Source organism: Breznakiella homolactica, from assembly GCF_016616095.2.
Lineage (GTDB): Bacteria > Spirochaetota > Spirochaetia > Treponematales > Breznakiellaceae > Breznakiella > Breznakiella homolactica.
In genome coordinates this window covers 4,189,230-4,203,550 of sequence record NZ_CP067089.2, presented here as the reverse complement: position 1 = coordinate 4,203,550, position 14,321 = coordinate 4,189,230, and the positions used below count along the sequence as shown (strand labels likewise).

The window sequence follows — 14,321 nt, the reverse complement described above, 5'->3', positions numbered from 1 at the left end:
TCTATGCCTCCTCGATTGAACGGCGGAGTATATCCATGACCGTGCCGGCTCCGGCGCGCATGGGATTGATCCGGATCATCCGGGTGGCCAGTCCTGGGTCGCTTCTGAGGAAGGTTCCGGACACCCGGTAAAAAAGCGGCGCAATCTCGTACCGCGATTCGGAGCCCACCGGATACGGGGCCGCCCCGAAACGTTCGGCACATTCGAGAACTTTTCTCGCATCCTTTTTTTCCAGTTCCGCCACCACAACCCGGGATTGGGCGTTGACGACAAAGGCATCTTTTATCCCGGGGATCTCCCCGCTCTTAAGCCGTTCCGCGACTTCCCCGCAGACCTCCGCCTGGAGCGCCAGTGCTACCGGAGCGTATACCAGGGAACGGAGAGCCTCAAGGGCTTCCGGTCCCTGGACCTGTACCCCGCCGGAGTAATGCGTGGCCCTGATTTTTTCGACATACGATTTTTTTCCGGTCACGCAGCCGATACCCTCGGGGCCCAGGAGTTTAAACAGTGAAAAGCAGCTCAGATCGGCGCCGGCCTGGCAGCCGATTTTCGGGACCTTCATTACGGCGTAATTGTCGTCGGTTATAACCGGCTTATCGGGATGGGCTGTTTTGAAAAGCCGGATAATTTCCTCATAATCGTATGAATCATCCGGTTTCTGGCGGGCAAGCTGGACCAGCGCCCCGTCGGCGTCCGACCGTTCATACAGATCGCCGGCACTGGTGTTGAAATCTCCGGGGACAGCCGTCAGGTTCATCTGCTCAAAGGTCAATCCCGTTGTTGGGTACGGCGGAGCGTCATGGATGAAGATCTTTCCGCCGGAACTGAAGGCCGCCCCCAGCGCGGACCGGATCGCCCCGGTTCCCGCGCCCCGGACCAGGACCGCATCCTCCTGACCGAAAAAATCAGCCAGGGTTTCTTCCGTCCGTTTGGTTGCGGCGGGGCGGCCGAGACCGGGAACGAGCCCAAGGTCGCCGCCGGAGAAAAAAACAGCACCGGGGAAATGGCGGGTAATGGCGTCAACCAGGGAAAACTGGAGCCCGGCGGCCTCTCTTACACTTAGCGCGGGAAGCGGAAAAGTCTTCATTCAAACAACCTCCCCCAGAAGCGCAGCCGGGTTACGCTCCAGCATATCCGTTATGTTGGAATCAGAAACCCCGGCTTCCACCAGCAGCGGAAGAAAAACATCCGGAAGATACGCGTAGCCGATTCCGCCGTTGGCTTTCAGATGGCTGCGCCGGGTAATGTCCATGGACAGAAGAATCTGCCCGGAATATCCCTGACTGCAGCATTCCCTGATAAACGCGACCCGCCGTTCTTCGGGAAGGTATTTTATTTTTCCGATGGTATCGAATTCCACATATACCCCTTCATCAAGCACCCGGAAAATAAGATCCAGATCATCCGCCAGATCCAGATGGCCGATTATAAGTTTTCCGGGCTCGACCCCGAGTTTCTTAAGAAGCTGTACCTGTTCGTATCCCAGGGTTCCCAGGGTTGTATGGGTCGAAACGGGAATCCCCGTTTCCCCATGGGCTGCGGCTGCCGCCCGGAAAACCTTCTGTTCGGCATCGGTCATTGTATTCAGGCTTGACCCTATTTCTCCGATGATGCGGGCTTTTCTGGGAGAACCTTCGGCGCCATTTTCAATATCCCCGATAAGGAGTTTTGCCAGTTCCTTCTCACCGGAGGAATACACCTCTTCAGGCAGAAAAGGCTCCTTATAAAATCCCGCGGAAACAAGTATCTCTATACCGGTTTCTTCCTCCAGCCGGTCAATATACCCGTAGTCACGCCCCATTCCCCGGCAGGACATATCCACCATACGGCGCAGTCCCCGGGAAGAAAGATCCCGCAGTTCACCGGCGATATGGTCAAACTCATCCAGAAGACAGTCCGGGTCACCCTTTTCCCGGGACAGGTCAATCCGCACATGTTCATGCATATACGTCATGGTACACCTCTCAGTATTCCGGAATACGGCGGCCTGTGAGGACCGCCTCCTGGCACTTAAGAATTTTCTTTTTGGGCAAATGCCTCGAGAGATAGTCCGATGTGGCGGCATCTCCGGCGCGCACCACCAGCACAGCCTCCGTGAGTGTATCGTGATCAATGGGAAGGGAGATTTCAGAAAACTGAAGTGACGGATGGTGCTCTTTTATATAGTCCACATTCCAGAGGGTCGCATCCACATCTCCCGCAAGAAGCCGTTTGATAATATGCGTATAAGGAAGATTGATGACCTTTATCCCCGGATGGTCTTTGAGAAAACTGCCGGACAGCAGAACCTGGTCAAGGGATTCCTTATCGAGTCCGATTGTCCTGATCCGGGACGCGGTTTTGGTTCTGTGCACAAGAACATGGTTTTCGAGGAATGATTTGGGACCGTAGGCGGCGGCAATTTCAATCGCCGCGCCCTGGTTAATATTTTCCTCCGCGGCCATGCGCGAAAGCAGGGCGCAGTCGTATCGTTTTTCCAGGAGCGCCTTTACCCGCCGGCCGGAACCGTTCATAAAGGCAACGTAAAATTTCCCCTTCGCGTTGCCGTATTCCGAAAACGCCGTGGCGAGTCCCTCATACCGCAGGGAATACGGCAGGGGCATGACACAGGCCTTTGTGGTGGTTCCCGCGTACTCCTGCAGGGTATCGTAGTTAAGGAAATCTATATATGTCCCCATGTGGCCCCGGGGGACCAGGGATACAACGTGTTTCTCCTTGAGGTAGTTCAGCCCGTACTGGGTTGTCCCCACGGAAAGATCTATCTTTTTAGCCAGATCCGTGACCCGGGGAAGGCGGTCGCCGGAACGGTAATTACCGAGTTCCCCTGCCAGTTTCATTATCGCGAGACCGTTTTTGTTGAGGAGCTCCTCTTTGACTTTCATAAGTCTTCCAGAATAAGACAAAGATGCATTATCAGGTAATCCCGCTCAGACCGGGGAAGTTCCATCGGAACAAAGACGGTCAGATCGTCGGCCATATCCACAGCTTTGTGAAAGCCCTCACAGTCCCGGAATTCATCCAGAAGATCGTGTTCAGGAGGTGAAATTTCTTCGTTCCGGCTGATGCGCATCAGAGCCATTGCCACGTGGGTCACAATCCGGCTTCCGTTTTTCTCATTGAGGGCAATACCCCATTTATCGCTGAGGCGGTTAATAACTTTCTGCATGGAATGGTACACGTCATCGGAAATAAGATTCCCGGAAAGCAGTATTTTCAAACGATCTTCAAGTCCCATACATACCCCAGCCGAATTTGATTATTCAATATTCTGAATATTGGTAATTTCAATATAAATCCTAATAAAGATCCCGTCAACAGAAAAATTTCCTTGACAGCTTAAATGAAACCCGATTACAGTTGACATAATCGGGTTGCATGTTGGAACTGTTCTGTGCAATTCATTATACCGGAGGATTAAATCCTATGAAATTTGTTGTTGGCGGCCAGATGGATAAAAAGGTCATTGAAGGGCTGCTTAAAAAGTATTCAGACGGAAACGCTGAAGTTTCCGTTATGAGCGATATTGAGGCAACCATGGCGCTGAAAAACGGCCAGGCTGATTATTATTTCGGATCCTGCGCGACCGGAGCCGGAGGAGCCCTGGGAATTACCATGGGTCTTATGGGCAGGGATAAATGCATCTCCGTCAGTATGCCCGGAAAAGTTCTCAGCCAGGAGGAAATTACCGCCGCGGTTAAGGCGGGCAAGATCGCTTTCGGTTTCGTCAACTACGATGCGGAAAAAGTGATACCGCTGATATTGCAGGCAATATCAGAAAAATAAAACACCCCTATAAGGAGGGAGCTTCATGGCGTTTGATATCAATGTCTTAACGGTTCTCGTTATGGCAGCACTTGGCGGAATATGCGCGTATCTGGCAAACCAGAATATCGCCGTATTCAATGACGGAACCAGGCCCATGTACGGACCGTACCTCAACGGCGAGATTGACCGCAAAACCCTGTTCGCAACGAGTTTTGCGCTGTCCTTCGGCCTGGTTATCGGGTTCGGTCTTCCTACCTCCATTGCGGGACGGATAATCATTGTCCATACCATCATGCTTGCCTGTGATATTATCGGAGCGCTGTTCAAGGAAGACACGAAGGGTATGATCCTTTCCACGGCCATCGGGGCGGCGTTCGGCGTACTCTTGATGTTCGGGATGCAGACGGTTATCAACCTTTTCGCGCTGATGCCCATCGACTTCCTGGGAAGCCTCAGCACCGTAGGGGGATTGATTGTTATCCTGTTCTGTGTGTTCCCGGCCCTGGCGGTGGCGTACCAGACGAATGCCCTGAAAGGAATAATCGTGCTGGCCCTGACCATGCTGGTAAAACACGTGACCTTCCATTTCGGAAAATTCACCATCAAAGATGTAAACATTGCTCTTAACTCCGACGGTACGGCACTGCTCTTCGGAATTGTGGCCATGGTCTTTGTGGCCGCCCGGACGTCAAAGAGAACCGAAGGCAGCGCTGCCGCGGCTTTCGCGGTCTTCGAAAAAAACATCGACCGGATAAAGAAGAATTTACTGATCCTGGCTATTTCCGGCGGTATTGTCGCCCTGGCCACGACCCTGCTTCTCATCGCGGAAGGCCCCGCATCCCTGACGCTGACCGCGGAAGGCCGGTACGGTGAAGCGGCGATTGTCGCCCTGGGCCGGTGTCTGGGTTTCATCCCTCTGGTTATGACCACCGCAATAATCTCCGGGGTCTACTCCCCGGCGGGAACCAAGGCAGTCCACGTTCCGGCTATTCTTTTCATCAATATGGGAATCATGGGAATGGTGGGATCCTTCTTTGTGGGCGCGCTGATCATGGCGATTGAGGTACTGCTCCTCGGCTTTATCGCCAAAGGTCTGGACCGCTTCCCCGGAATGAAGGAGCTCGGCGACAACACCAGAACCGCCATGAGCAAAATCCTCGATATTTCGCTGCTCGTCGGCGGTATGATGGCCGCCAACGCCATAGCGCCGACCATCGGTTACATCTGGGTCGTGGGACTTCACTTCCTGAACCAGAACTCCAAAAAGCCTATCTCCTCAATGGCTATTGGTCCTATCGGTGCAATAAGTATGGGTATCATCGTCAACATTCTGTATGTGATAAAACTGTTCCCTAAATAATCAGGGGAATGGGCATAAAAAAGGCTATCCGTTACGGATAGCCTTTTTTATGGCTGGTTACTCATCCTCCAGGATGAGGCATACATTTGCGTTGAGGTACTCCCGCTCGGATTCGGGGATTTCGATCCCGGTAAAGGCAATAATATCGTCGGCTATCTCCTGGGCTTTGGGAAAAACCGGGGTGTTTTTGAATTCTTCGTAGGTACCCGGTTCCATGGCCCGGATATTTTCATGCCGTTTTAAACGCATGAGCGCCACCGACAGGTGGGTAATAAGCCGGCTTCCGTTTTCCTCGGTCAGGGGGATTTTCCAATGATGATTCATTCGCTGAATCACTTTGCGGACAGTTTCGACTACTTCTTCAGAAATCGTTCCGCTGGATAAGAGCAGTTCCAGTCTTGTATCTAATTCCATATCAAAACCCCGGTCAGATTTTTAACGATCTTTCAGAAAAAATTTTCTGAAAATAGTTCATAAATATTAAAAATAGTACAGTATTTCACTGATATAAATGTATCCCCAAAATACAGCTGCCGTCAAGAAATATTAACGTTTTGTTTTCTTCATCGCCTTAATTTTATCAGTTTGACAGAGCTGCCACCGCGGCGCCGAAAAGGGACGCCTGCTCAACCGGCGAAATCATATAGTTCCGGGGTTTTTCGGCGTACATCATGGTATGGAGGTGGGATTCAAGGGATTCCCGCATCCCCTTGTAGACCACATAGGTGGTTCCCTCAACGGCGATACGCACCGGAACAAAGGGATCGTACCCTTCCCCGATCTGTTTAACCGCCGCTGTCAGGGCCGCGGCGGCAAACATGCCCGCCCGTTCGGTTATAAGGGATACGGTATAAACCAGGGAAGCCAGGGCATCCCGTTCATCCAGGCTGAACAGCGATCCCACAGGGCCTTCCGCGGCCAGAGGCGCGTGCATAAAGGCGTTGAGATCCTTGGTCTGGAGAGTTTCCATGGCCAGCAATTCCTCGGATTTCCCGAAACGGATAACCCCGTCCCGGACAGCCTGTTTAAGAATAAAGAGGGACAGCGGCCCCAGGTACGCGCCGGCGGTGGCCTTTTCGAAGGTATAGCCGCTGGGATTTTTCGTGGTGGCATCGTAGCTCCGGTCGAGAATTCCCTGGTACCGGGAAGTAAAGTTTCCTGTTTCACAGACCACAACCTGGGGGGCCGAGGCTGAATCGAAGCCTATTTTCGGTATTTGTTTTTCCGGATAGGCGATATTTATCCCCGTCCCCAGGATAAATCCGATCACGGGACCGCCGGGGATTCCGTATTTATCCTCCCCCTGCCACCGGCCGCCGTTGGAGGGAAGCTCCGCCAGACCGCAGAGCAAAGTCGAAACCGTATCATTAAGCAGCACTATCCGTTCAGGGGCCTGTTTCCCCCGGCGGGCAATGGCTTCCCGGAGCCCGGAGCCGATGGCTTTTCCGATAACATCCGGAGCGTCCACTTCTTTGCTGAAACCGATCAGGATTCCGTCGGAATCCTGGGTCATTTCCATGGGATAGGAAAAACAGAAACCAATGCCCTCGATATCCCGGGTATCCTCCAGGAAGGGAATTACCAGATCCGCGATTTCATCGAAAAACTGCTCCGCGCTTACCGGGCCCCTGGTCCCGGGCATGGGAGCCTTGCGGGTGCCTTCGGCAACAATGTTTCCGTTTTCATCAAAACGGACCAGGGCGGAACGGAGATTGGTCCCGCCGGCATCCAGGGCGATAACACTTTTCCCCGGCGGAACCTGAGAAATCGGGCGGAGATACGACGGAAGCATGGCAAGGCTCGACGGCTGTCCCCGGAGACCGCGTTCCATGTCGATCTTGATGTCCCGCACCAGTACCGCGGGATCGCACACATCGTAATGGAAGCCGTAATACCGGGCAAATTCAGCAAGCTCTTCCGGGTTAAAGGATGAAGTCATAGGTTCCTCCGAATTCTCTGGTACTTCTATTATGCAAAAGAAACCGGACCCGCCGCAAGGCCCCCACAGGACATTCTCCCACCATGCTTCTTTGCCATTTCGGGGTACATACGCAGGTACCCTGCCGTTGAAGGTGAAAAGACGTCCGGCATGGTTATGGTGCGGTCCGTTTGCGGTCCCGGGGGAAGAGGCTGGCTTCCTTGACGCTGGCAAGGCCGAGGATTTTCTGGGTAAGCCGTTCGCATCCGATGGCAAATCCGCCGTGGGGCGGGCAGCCGTATTTGAAAATTGCCAGGTAATCCTCCAGGCCCTCCGACGTGAGCCCGAATTTCGGCAGAACCTCCAGAATAGCCTGATAGTTCTCCTGCCGCCTGCCGCCGGTGGTAATTTCCAGGCCCCGGAACAGGGCGTCAAAGCTCATGGTCCGCCCTTCGTCCAGAGGATAGGTATAAAACGGCCGGGACCGCCGGGGGAATTCATTAACAAAAACAAGGCCGATACCGTATTCATCCTGGGCCCAGTCACAGAGGAGCCGTTCGGCTTCGGGGTTGAGGTCAAACATTTTTTCCGGAGCCTGTCCCCCCGGCCCGCCGCGGGAGGCGGCAATCCGGAGGGCTTCATCGTAGGGCACGGTCGGAGCCCTGGAAACGGAGCCGGGATCCAGGGGCGGCGCATCCCACAGGGCAAGATCAACGCTGTTTTTACGGTTGAGAGCATCGAAAATATAGGCAAGAAGCCCCTTTTCAAGTTCTATAAGATCCTTTTCCGATTCGATAAAGCCCATTTCAACATCCATGGAAACGTATTCGTTGAGATGCCGCGGGGTATCGTGTTTTTCCGCCCGGTAGGCAGGGGCCACCTCAAAAACCCGTTCAAAGCCGGCGGCGACCATGGTCTGCTTATAAAACTGCGGGGACTGGGCGAGGTAGACTTTCCGGCCGAAATAGTCCACCGTAAAAAGCCCGGTGCCGCCCTCGGTGCCGCCGCCGATGAGTTTGCTGGTTTTGATTTCCGTAAAATCATGGTCCCGGAGATATCCGGAAAAAGCTTCGATTATTGCCGACTGCACCGCAAAAACAGCCCGGATTTTGGGATTCCGCAGGGAAAGCGGCCGGTGATCCAGGATAGTTTCGAGACCTGTCTTCGATACGTCCCCGTTTACCTGGTAGGGCAGATCGCCGGATGCCCGGGATATGCATTCGTATTCCAGAACCCGGATTTCCGCCCCGCCGGGCGCCTTGGGATTTACCGCGGGAATGCCCGATACCCGGATCACCGATTCCAGGGTAAGATCCGGTTTTTCTTCCAGCACAAGCTGGACCAGCCCCGACCGGTCCCGGAGAACGATAAAAACGATTCCGCCGAGCTCACGGATTCGGTGAACCCAGCCGTATACTTCCACAGTGTCCCCGGAGCGTTCCGCCGCCGGGCGAATATCTTTTGCCAATGTACGCATACTGTTTTCCTTTATAAATAAATTACCGGTCCGGGGAATATGCCGCTAAAAATACACCGAGCTGGGTCCGGGTTATACCGGGGTCGGCCCGGCCGCCGGTGGCGGCGAGGATTTTTCCCACCAGATAGGTTTCCAGAGCGGCCCTGCGTTTTTCATTTCCATCGAGCATAGCCTTTGCTATATCGGAAAGGGCTTTTTCTTCCCGGGAACAGACCGAACGCACAGTACCGGCGATGAGTTCCGGGTCGGTAATCCGCTCCCAGCCCCGTTCCCGGATAATGGCCTCCGGGTCCTTGTCCTCGGCGAGCACCGCTTCCAGAACCTCCCGGGCGTTTTTTCCGGAAACCGTCCCCGCCGAAACGAGCCCCGCCAGTTCCGCCAGCCTTTTGGGCGTGAGGGCCAGGGAAAAAATGGTCTCCGGTGAAATACGGTCCCGGTTCAACACCCGTTTGACATCCGAAAGAAGCCAAGCCGCGATACGCCCTGGAGCATCATCCCCGTGACCAAGGTTCCGGGCTTCGGCGGCGGCGGCTTCAAAATAATCCGCCAGGGGCTTTTCGTCGCAGATGAGCTCCGCCTGTTCAACGGTGACACCGCAGGTACGGACCAGCCGTTTCATCCGGTCCAGGGGCAGCTCCGTACGGCCGGCCTCAACGGACGCGAGGAATTCAACGTCGGGAACGAAAACGGGAAGATCCGGCTCGGGAAAATACCGGTAATCCTTGGAGTCCTCCTTGGACCGCATGGGTTCGGTCCGGTCCCGGTTTTCATTCCAGAGGCGGGTTTCCTGGGCCACCGCCCTGCCCTCTTCCAGCATGGTTTCCTGGCGCCGGATCTCGTAGTCGAGACCGAGCCGGACAAACCGGGATGAGTTGAGGTTCTTGATCTCCACCTTGCTGCCCAGTCCGCGGCCCCGGAGGTTAATGGAAACGTTGGCGTCCGCCCGGAGGGACCCTTCCTCCATGTTTCCGTCACATACCCCAAGGTACCGGACGATACGGCGGAGATGGCGGATGAACAGTTCCGCTTCCTCTCCGGTTTCCAGATCCGGCTCGGTCACAATTTCCAGGAGAGGCATCCCCGCCCGGTTGTAATCCAGAAGCGACACCGTCCCCGCGTGGATCATCTTTCCTGCGTCTTCTTCAAGATGACATTCCCTGATACGCACCCGTTTCCGGCTGCCCTTTCCTTCTATATCAAGGTATCCGTTCTGCCCCAGGGGTGAGGCGAACTGGGATATCTGGTAATTCTTGGGCATGTCGGGATAGAAATACTGCTTGCGCTCAAACCAGGTTTTTTCGGGAATCGCGCAGCCCAGGGACCGGGCAACCACAGCACCCATACGGAGGGCTTCCCGGTTGAGTGAGGGAAGAACCCCGGGATACCCCAAACACACGGGGCATACGTTCGTGTTGGGTTCATCCCCGAAGGCTGACCGGCAGGAGCAGAACACCTTTGTTTGGGTTAATAAATGAATATGGACTTCTAATCCAATGAATGACTGGTACATGGCTAACTCCAGAAAGATCTGTATCCCGCGGGATGGTCAAAGGGATACGCCGATTCATACTGTTCCGCCATATCCAGCAGTACAGATTCCGAAAAAGACCGGCCCAGAAGCTGCATTCCCACGGGAAGGCCGCCTTCGGCGCCGGCGGGAAAGGCCAGGGCCGGGAGTCCCGCCAGGTTGGCGCAGCAGGTATAGATGTCCGCGGCTTTCTGCATAAAAGGGGTCAGCGCCGCGCCGTCCCGGCCGAAGGCCCGGGTGGGAAAAACCGGCATGAGCAGGGCGTCATACGGCCCGGGCTCTCCGGCGGTCCCCAGGAGGACTTCGAATTCCCGGCGTATCCCCGACCGGATCCGCTGGGCCCGGAGGTAGTACTGGTCCTGAAACCCTGACCGGAGCACAAAGGTACCCAGGAGTATCCGGAGCTTAACCTCACTGCCCAGGCCGGTCTCCCGGGCCTGGGCCACCAGCTCATTGGGATTCTCCGCCCGGGCCGGCCGCTTTCCGTACCGGATGCCGTCGAAACGGGCCAGGTTGGCGCTGGCCTCCGCGGCGGCGATGGTGTAGTACGCCGGAACCGCGTAGGCGAGGCAGGGAAGCTGAACCTCAGTCAGGGTATAGCCCATGCGGGAAAACCGTTCCTTCGTCAGTTCGAAACTCCGGGCCACCGCGTCCTCAAGAACCGCAGCCCGGGCCGCTGTTTCGAGACCCGTTTTTTCCGCCCCCGGCCCGGAAAGACCCGCCAGGGCCCGCGCAATGGATTCCGGGGAAAGGACCCCGATTGTCCCGGCGGTCCCGGGGCTGCTGTACAGGGACCGGGATCGTCCGGGAATTTCACCGGTGGTCTGATCCATGGGATCCCTGCCCCGGATCACGGCGTACACATCCCGGGCCCGGCCGACGGTATCGGAAAGGATACCGATTGATTCAAGGCTCGAAGCGTACGCCACCAGGCCGTACCGGGAAACGGCGCCGTAGGTCGGTTTAAGCCCGATGGTTCCGCAGAAGGCCGCGGGCTGGCGGACCGAACCGCCCGTATCCGAACCCAGGGCAAAGGGGACCATCCCCGCGGCCACCGCCGCAGCGGAACCGCCGGAGGAACCGCCGGCTACCCGGCCGGTATCCCAGGGATTGTTCGTCCGTTTTATGGCGGAATTATCCGTGGAAGATCCCATGCCGAATTCATCGAGATTGGTTTTGCCGATTACCCGGGCGCCCCGGGCTGTGAGGCGGGCAGCGGCCGTGGCCGTATAAGGAGAAACAAAGGATTCCAGAAGTTTCGACCCGCAGCTCAGGGAAAAACCTTCCACGGCAATATTATCCTTCACCGCGAAGGGCAGCCCCCGGAGCCGGGTTTCAGCTTCCGCGGAATCCCGCAGCAGAACTTCATCCGGCTCAGCCCCATCTTCTTGGGGCTTTTCCCCGGAAGCGCCGGGGGCCGAAAGGTCGTATTGTATGAAAGCGCCTATTTTCGCTTCCCATGATTCGAAATAGTCTTTAAATTCTTCGGTTACCGTAAATATAGACATACGTACTCCAACACGTATCCGGCTAAAACCGGAACAAATAATAGTGAAATTATACTGGAATGGCTGGCAGCGGGGATTCCCTATAAAACGTTGGGAACCACAATGAACCGGCCATTCCGTTCCCCTGCATTATTTATGAGGGTCTCGTTAAGGCCGTTGGAGGAATTGTTATTGGTATTATTATTGGAATTATCGGGGCGGAAATTGCCGGAATCGGCGGAGGGTGAGGTCCGGGAGAGGTCAACGATGGGGCGCGAAAAGGCAGTCCCATCTCCGTCGGCTGCTTCCATGGCAGCGAAAAATCCGAGCATACGCTCAAACTCTGGAAACGCGCCGGCCAGTTCCTGCTCATCCATAGGAAGATGGGCCAGGCGGGCTGTTTCCTGTAAATCCTGCGTTTTCATATTTAAATAATGTCACAGAAAAACAGCCGCTGTCAAGAATAATTATGCAAAATTCAGAAGAAATACTGCATAATTATTCTATTTATAACCATGTACAGGGCGGTACCGCCGAAAATACTGATCAGGGAATTACGCTTCCAGAGATGGAGCCCCGCGGTAACCGCCGCCGCGGCCAGAACCGGGAGGCCGTCTCTGATGCCTCCCGAGAACGGAGCGGCCAGCGCGTTAAAGGCCAGAACCGTCATGGCCACCGGCGGAACCACCGTTTCCACAAAGCCGAGGAAACGGGATTCCCAGGACCGGGCCCCGGACTGCCCCGGTTCTTCGGAACGGTTCCGGGATTTGAAGAACAGAAAAGGAGCGGCCCGGCAGAAAAAAATGACCGCTCCCATAACCGCGGTCGCGGCCAGAGCCTGGGTGAGGGTCAGCACGGAGAACCTCCCGGTTCGTTTTTCCGGCTGCCGCCGAAAAGCTGGACCAGTACCAGGGATATTACCAGCGCTGAAAGCAGGGAAATCCTTGAGGGAAACAGAAGACTCGTGCCAACGGCGGCGGCGGCGGCAATGATAAAGGGCTTCGGCTGCCTGACCTGGAGGATCTGTTCTATCATGAGCACAATAAACAGAGCCGTCAGGGCAAAGCCGATTCCGTCGAGGCTGAACGGAATTAAGGTCCCCGCCACCGCCCCGATAACCGATCCCAAAATCCAGTAGAACTGGTCCAGCAGGGCAACGTAAAACATAAACCGGCTCCGGTCCCGGGGATCGCCGTTTTCCGGGGGCAGGGACGACAGCAAAGCAAAGGTTTCGTCGGTGAGGGAAAAAATGAGATACCACTTATAAGGGCCCGCGGCGCTGAAACGGCCGTGCATGGTCAGCCCGTAGGCCATGTGCCGGGCATTGAGAACGAGCTGTACCAGGGCGGCTTCCCAGAGACTTACACCGGAAGCGAAGAGCCCCACCGCCATATACTGGCCCGCGCCGGCGTACATCACTATGCTCATGATCAGGGCCAGCCACCAGGGGTACCCCGCGTCCGCCAGAAGCAGCCCGAAGGCTATTCCGATGGCAATGTATCCGAGAAAAACAGGCACCGAATATTTCAGCGCATCGGTAAAGATTCTGCGGTGATGGGTGTTTTTCATGGTTTCCCTGAGCATATCCAAAACCGGCGGCCCTGTCCATGGATGCGGGGGAGCACCGAGGCTGACAAGCCGGAAAGCACCCGGGATTTACCGGTTCTGCGGGTCCTGGCATGGGGAAGAGGGTATGGCTCCCCAGCGGCCTGCGGCCTCGAAAGTCGCTCATACCCTCTTCTCCATGCCACCCCGAGCTACCGTTACGGCCGGGTGCTTTCCGGCTTAACCGGCTCGGTACTGCCCGGTCGCGCGGGCTGCTCCCCCTCGTTTCAGCCCCGCTTCGCGGGTCTTCCACTCCCCCCACTCCGGGTTCCTGGGGTATGCAGGAACCGTCCTTCATTCTCCGGCAGCACATCACCCCGGAAACAGACCCGGAAAACTCGGTATCGCTAAGCCAGGATACCTGTATCACAGGAACAGCGGCACAGAAGCATGGTGCCGTAATGGTAACGCGGGGTGCCTGAGGATACGGGCTCTGAGCGACTTTCGAGGCCGCAGGCCGACACGGAGCCAGAGCCCGTATCCTCAGGCGGGACCCTCAGACCTTGCCACACCATGCTTCTTTGCCGGGCAACGGTATAATGCAGGTATCCTGGTTGACACACCGTTTTCCTGGAACTAGTGTAGGACTATGAATACGCTGATAACCCAGGAAGAACAGTCGGCCTTGCTCAGGGATGCCCGGGAGGCTATTGCCGCGAGGCTGGAACAGCGGCCGCCGGAGTATGAACGGAGCGAAGCCCTGCAGGCCGCGGCGGAAGCGGGGACATCCGCCCTGGTTCGGCCCTTCGGCGCCTTTGTAACCCTCCGGGAAGGAAAAAATCTCCGGGGATGCATCGGCAGGATGGCCGCGTCCGAGCCTTTGGAAAAAACCATCCGTACCATGGCGCAGGAAGCCGCCTTCGGCGATCCCCGGTTCCGGAAGCTCCGGCAGGAAGAGCTGAACCGCTGCACAATTGAGATTTCCGTTCTCTCGCCCATGGAGTTATGCCCGGATCCGCAGACCGTCACAGTCGGCGTCCACGGTCTGTATCTCATATACGGAGGAAGGGCCGGGGTACTGCTTCCCCAGGTCCCGGCGGAACAAGGGTGGGACCGGGATCAGTACCTCGATTATATCTGCGTCAAAGCGGGAGTACCCGGCGGTTCATACCGCCAGCCCGGGGCGGAACTGTATACGTTCACCGCTGCTGTGTTCGGCGAAGAATAATCCGAAATCGCTT

General features: G+C 56.0%; 15 protein-coding genes. 3 read left to right on the top strand and 12 right to left on the bottom strand.

What is annotated here, in order from left to right:
* Position 1: 1 nt before the first annotated feature.
* The 4 genes from JFL75_RS18870 to JFL75_RS18855 are packed head-to-tail and all read right to left on the bottom strand — an operon-like array spanning position 2 to position 3,235.
* A complete protein-coding gene (locus JFL75_RS18870) occupies positions 2 to 1,087 on the bottom strand; it encodes an aminotransferase class V-fold PLP-dependent enzyme (RefSeq protein ID WP_215628221.1) in 1,086 nt (361 codons plus the stop codon).
* Positions 1,088 to 1,954, bottom strand: coding sequence for a phosphotriesterase family protein (locus JFL75_RS18865; RefSeq protein ID WP_215628220.1), 867 nt, complete (start codon positions 1,952 to 1,954; stop codon positions 1,088 to 1,090).
* A gap of 10 nt (positions 1,955 to 1,964) precedes the next feature.
* Positions 1,965 to 2,882: a GntR family transcriptional regulator YhfZ gene (gene yhfZ / locus JFL75_RS18860; RefSeq protein WP_215628219.1), complete on the bottom strand. Its 918-nt coding sequence runs from the start codon at positions 2,880 to 2,882 to the stop codon at positions 1,965 to 1,967.
* The gene (locus JFL75_RS18855) at positions 2,879 to 3,235 is read right to left on the bottom strand and encodes a PRD domain-containing protein (RefSeq protein ID WP_215628218.1); all 357 of its coding nucleotides are present in this window, start codon (positions 3,233 to 3,235) and stop codon (positions 2,879 to 2,881) included. The genes yhfZ and JFL75_RS18855 overlap by 4 nt, the downstream gene beginning before the upstream one ends.
* 188 nt (positions 3,236 to 3,423) lie before the next feature.
* Here JFL75_RS18855 and JFL75_RS18850 point away from each other — a divergent pair, with 188 nt between their 5' ends.
* Complete coding sequence (locus JFL75_RS18850) at positions 3,424 to 3,783, top strand: DUF2620 domain-containing protein (RefSeq protein ID WP_215628217.1); 360 nt, start codon at positions 3,424 to 3,426, stop codon at positions 3,781 to 3,783.
* A 25-nt stretch (positions 3,784 to 3,808) separates the two neighbouring features.
* Positions 3,809 to 5,125 carry a YhfT family protein gene (locus JFL75_RS18845; protein ID WP_215628216.1) on the top strand — a complete coding sequence of 439 codons (1,317 nt, stop codon included), beginning with the start codon at positions 3,809 to 3,811 and terminating at the stop codon, positions 5,123 to 5,125.
* A gap of 57 nt (positions 5,126 to 5,182) precedes the next feature.
* Here the strand turns inward: JFL75_RS18845 and JFL75_RS18840 are convergent, their stop codons facing one another.
* From JFL75_RS18840 to JFL75_RS18805, 8 genes are all read right to left on the bottom strand, one after another.
* Positions 5,183 to 5,539 (bottom strand): PRD domain-containing protein, encoded by a 357-nt coding sequence (locus tag JFL75_RS18840; RefSeq protein WP_215628215.1) that lies wholly within the window; start codon positions 5,537 to 5,539, stop codon positions 5,183 to 5,185.
* A 166-nt stretch (positions 5,540 to 5,705) separates the two neighbouring features.
* Positions 5,706 to 7,064 (bottom strand): hexokinase family protein, encoded by a 1,359-nt coding sequence (locus JFL75_RS18835; RefSeq protein WP_215628214.1) that lies wholly within the window; start codon positions 7,062 to 7,064, stop codon positions 5,706 to 5,708.
* A 154-nt stretch (positions 7,065 to 7,218) separates the two neighbouring features.
* Entirely contained in the window at positions 7,219 to 8,520 is a 1,302-nt protein-coding gene (aspS, locus tag JFL75_RS18830; RefSeq protein ID WP_215628213.1) for an aspartate--tRNA(Asn) ligase, read from the bottom strand.
* 22 nt (positions 8,521 to 8,542) lie between these two features.
* The gene (gene gatB / locus JFL75_RS18825) at positions 8,543 to 10,030 is read right to left on the bottom strand and encodes an Asp-tRNA(Asn)/Glu-tRNA(Gln) amidotransferase subunit GatB (protein ID WP_215628212.1); all 1,488 of its coding nucleotides are present in this window, start codon (positions 10,028 to 10,030) and stop codon (positions 8,543 to 8,545) included.
* Between the two features lie 2 nt (positions 10,031 to 10,032).
* Positions 10,033 to 11,556, bottom strand: a complete 1,524-nt coding sequence (locus JFL75_RS18820) for an amidase family protein (RefSeq protein ID WP_215628211.1) — start codon at positions 11,554 to 11,556, stop codon at positions 10,033 to 10,035.
* An 80-nt stretch (positions 11,557 to 11,636) separates the two neighbouring features.
* Complete coding sequence (locus JFL75_RS18815) at positions 11,637 to 11,960, bottom strand: Asp-tRNA(Asn)/Glu-tRNA(Gln) amidotransferase subunit GatC (RefSeq protein ID WP_215628210.1); 324 nt, start codon at positions 11,958 to 11,960, stop codon at positions 11,637 to 11,639.
* Between the two features lie 53 nt (positions 11,961 to 12,013).
* Positions 12,014 to 12,391, bottom strand: coding sequence for a branched-chain amino acid transporter permease (locus JFL75_RS18810; protein WP_215628209.1), 378 nt, complete (start codon positions 12,389 to 12,391; stop codon positions 12,014 to 12,016).
* Positions 12,385 to 13,119 carry an AzlC family ABC transporter permease gene (locus tag JFL75_RS18805; RefSeq protein ID WP_223292705.1) on the bottom strand — a complete coding sequence of 245 codons (735 nt, stop codon included), beginning with the start codon at positions 13,117 to 13,119 and terminating at the stop codon, positions 12,385 to 12,387. Before JFL75_RS18805 ends, JFL75_RS18810 begins: the two co-directional genes overlap by 7 nt.
* Positions 13,120 to 13,729: 610 nt before the next feature.
* Between JFL75_RS18805 and amrA the strand changes: the two genes are divergently transcribed.
* Complete coding sequence (gene amrA, locus JFL75_RS18800; protein WP_215628208.1) at positions 13,730 to 14,308, top strand: AmmeMemoRadiSam system protein A; 579 nt, start codon at positions 13,730 to 13,732, stop codon at positions 14,306 to 14,308.
* Positions 14,309 to 14,321 lie beyond the last annotated feature (13 nt).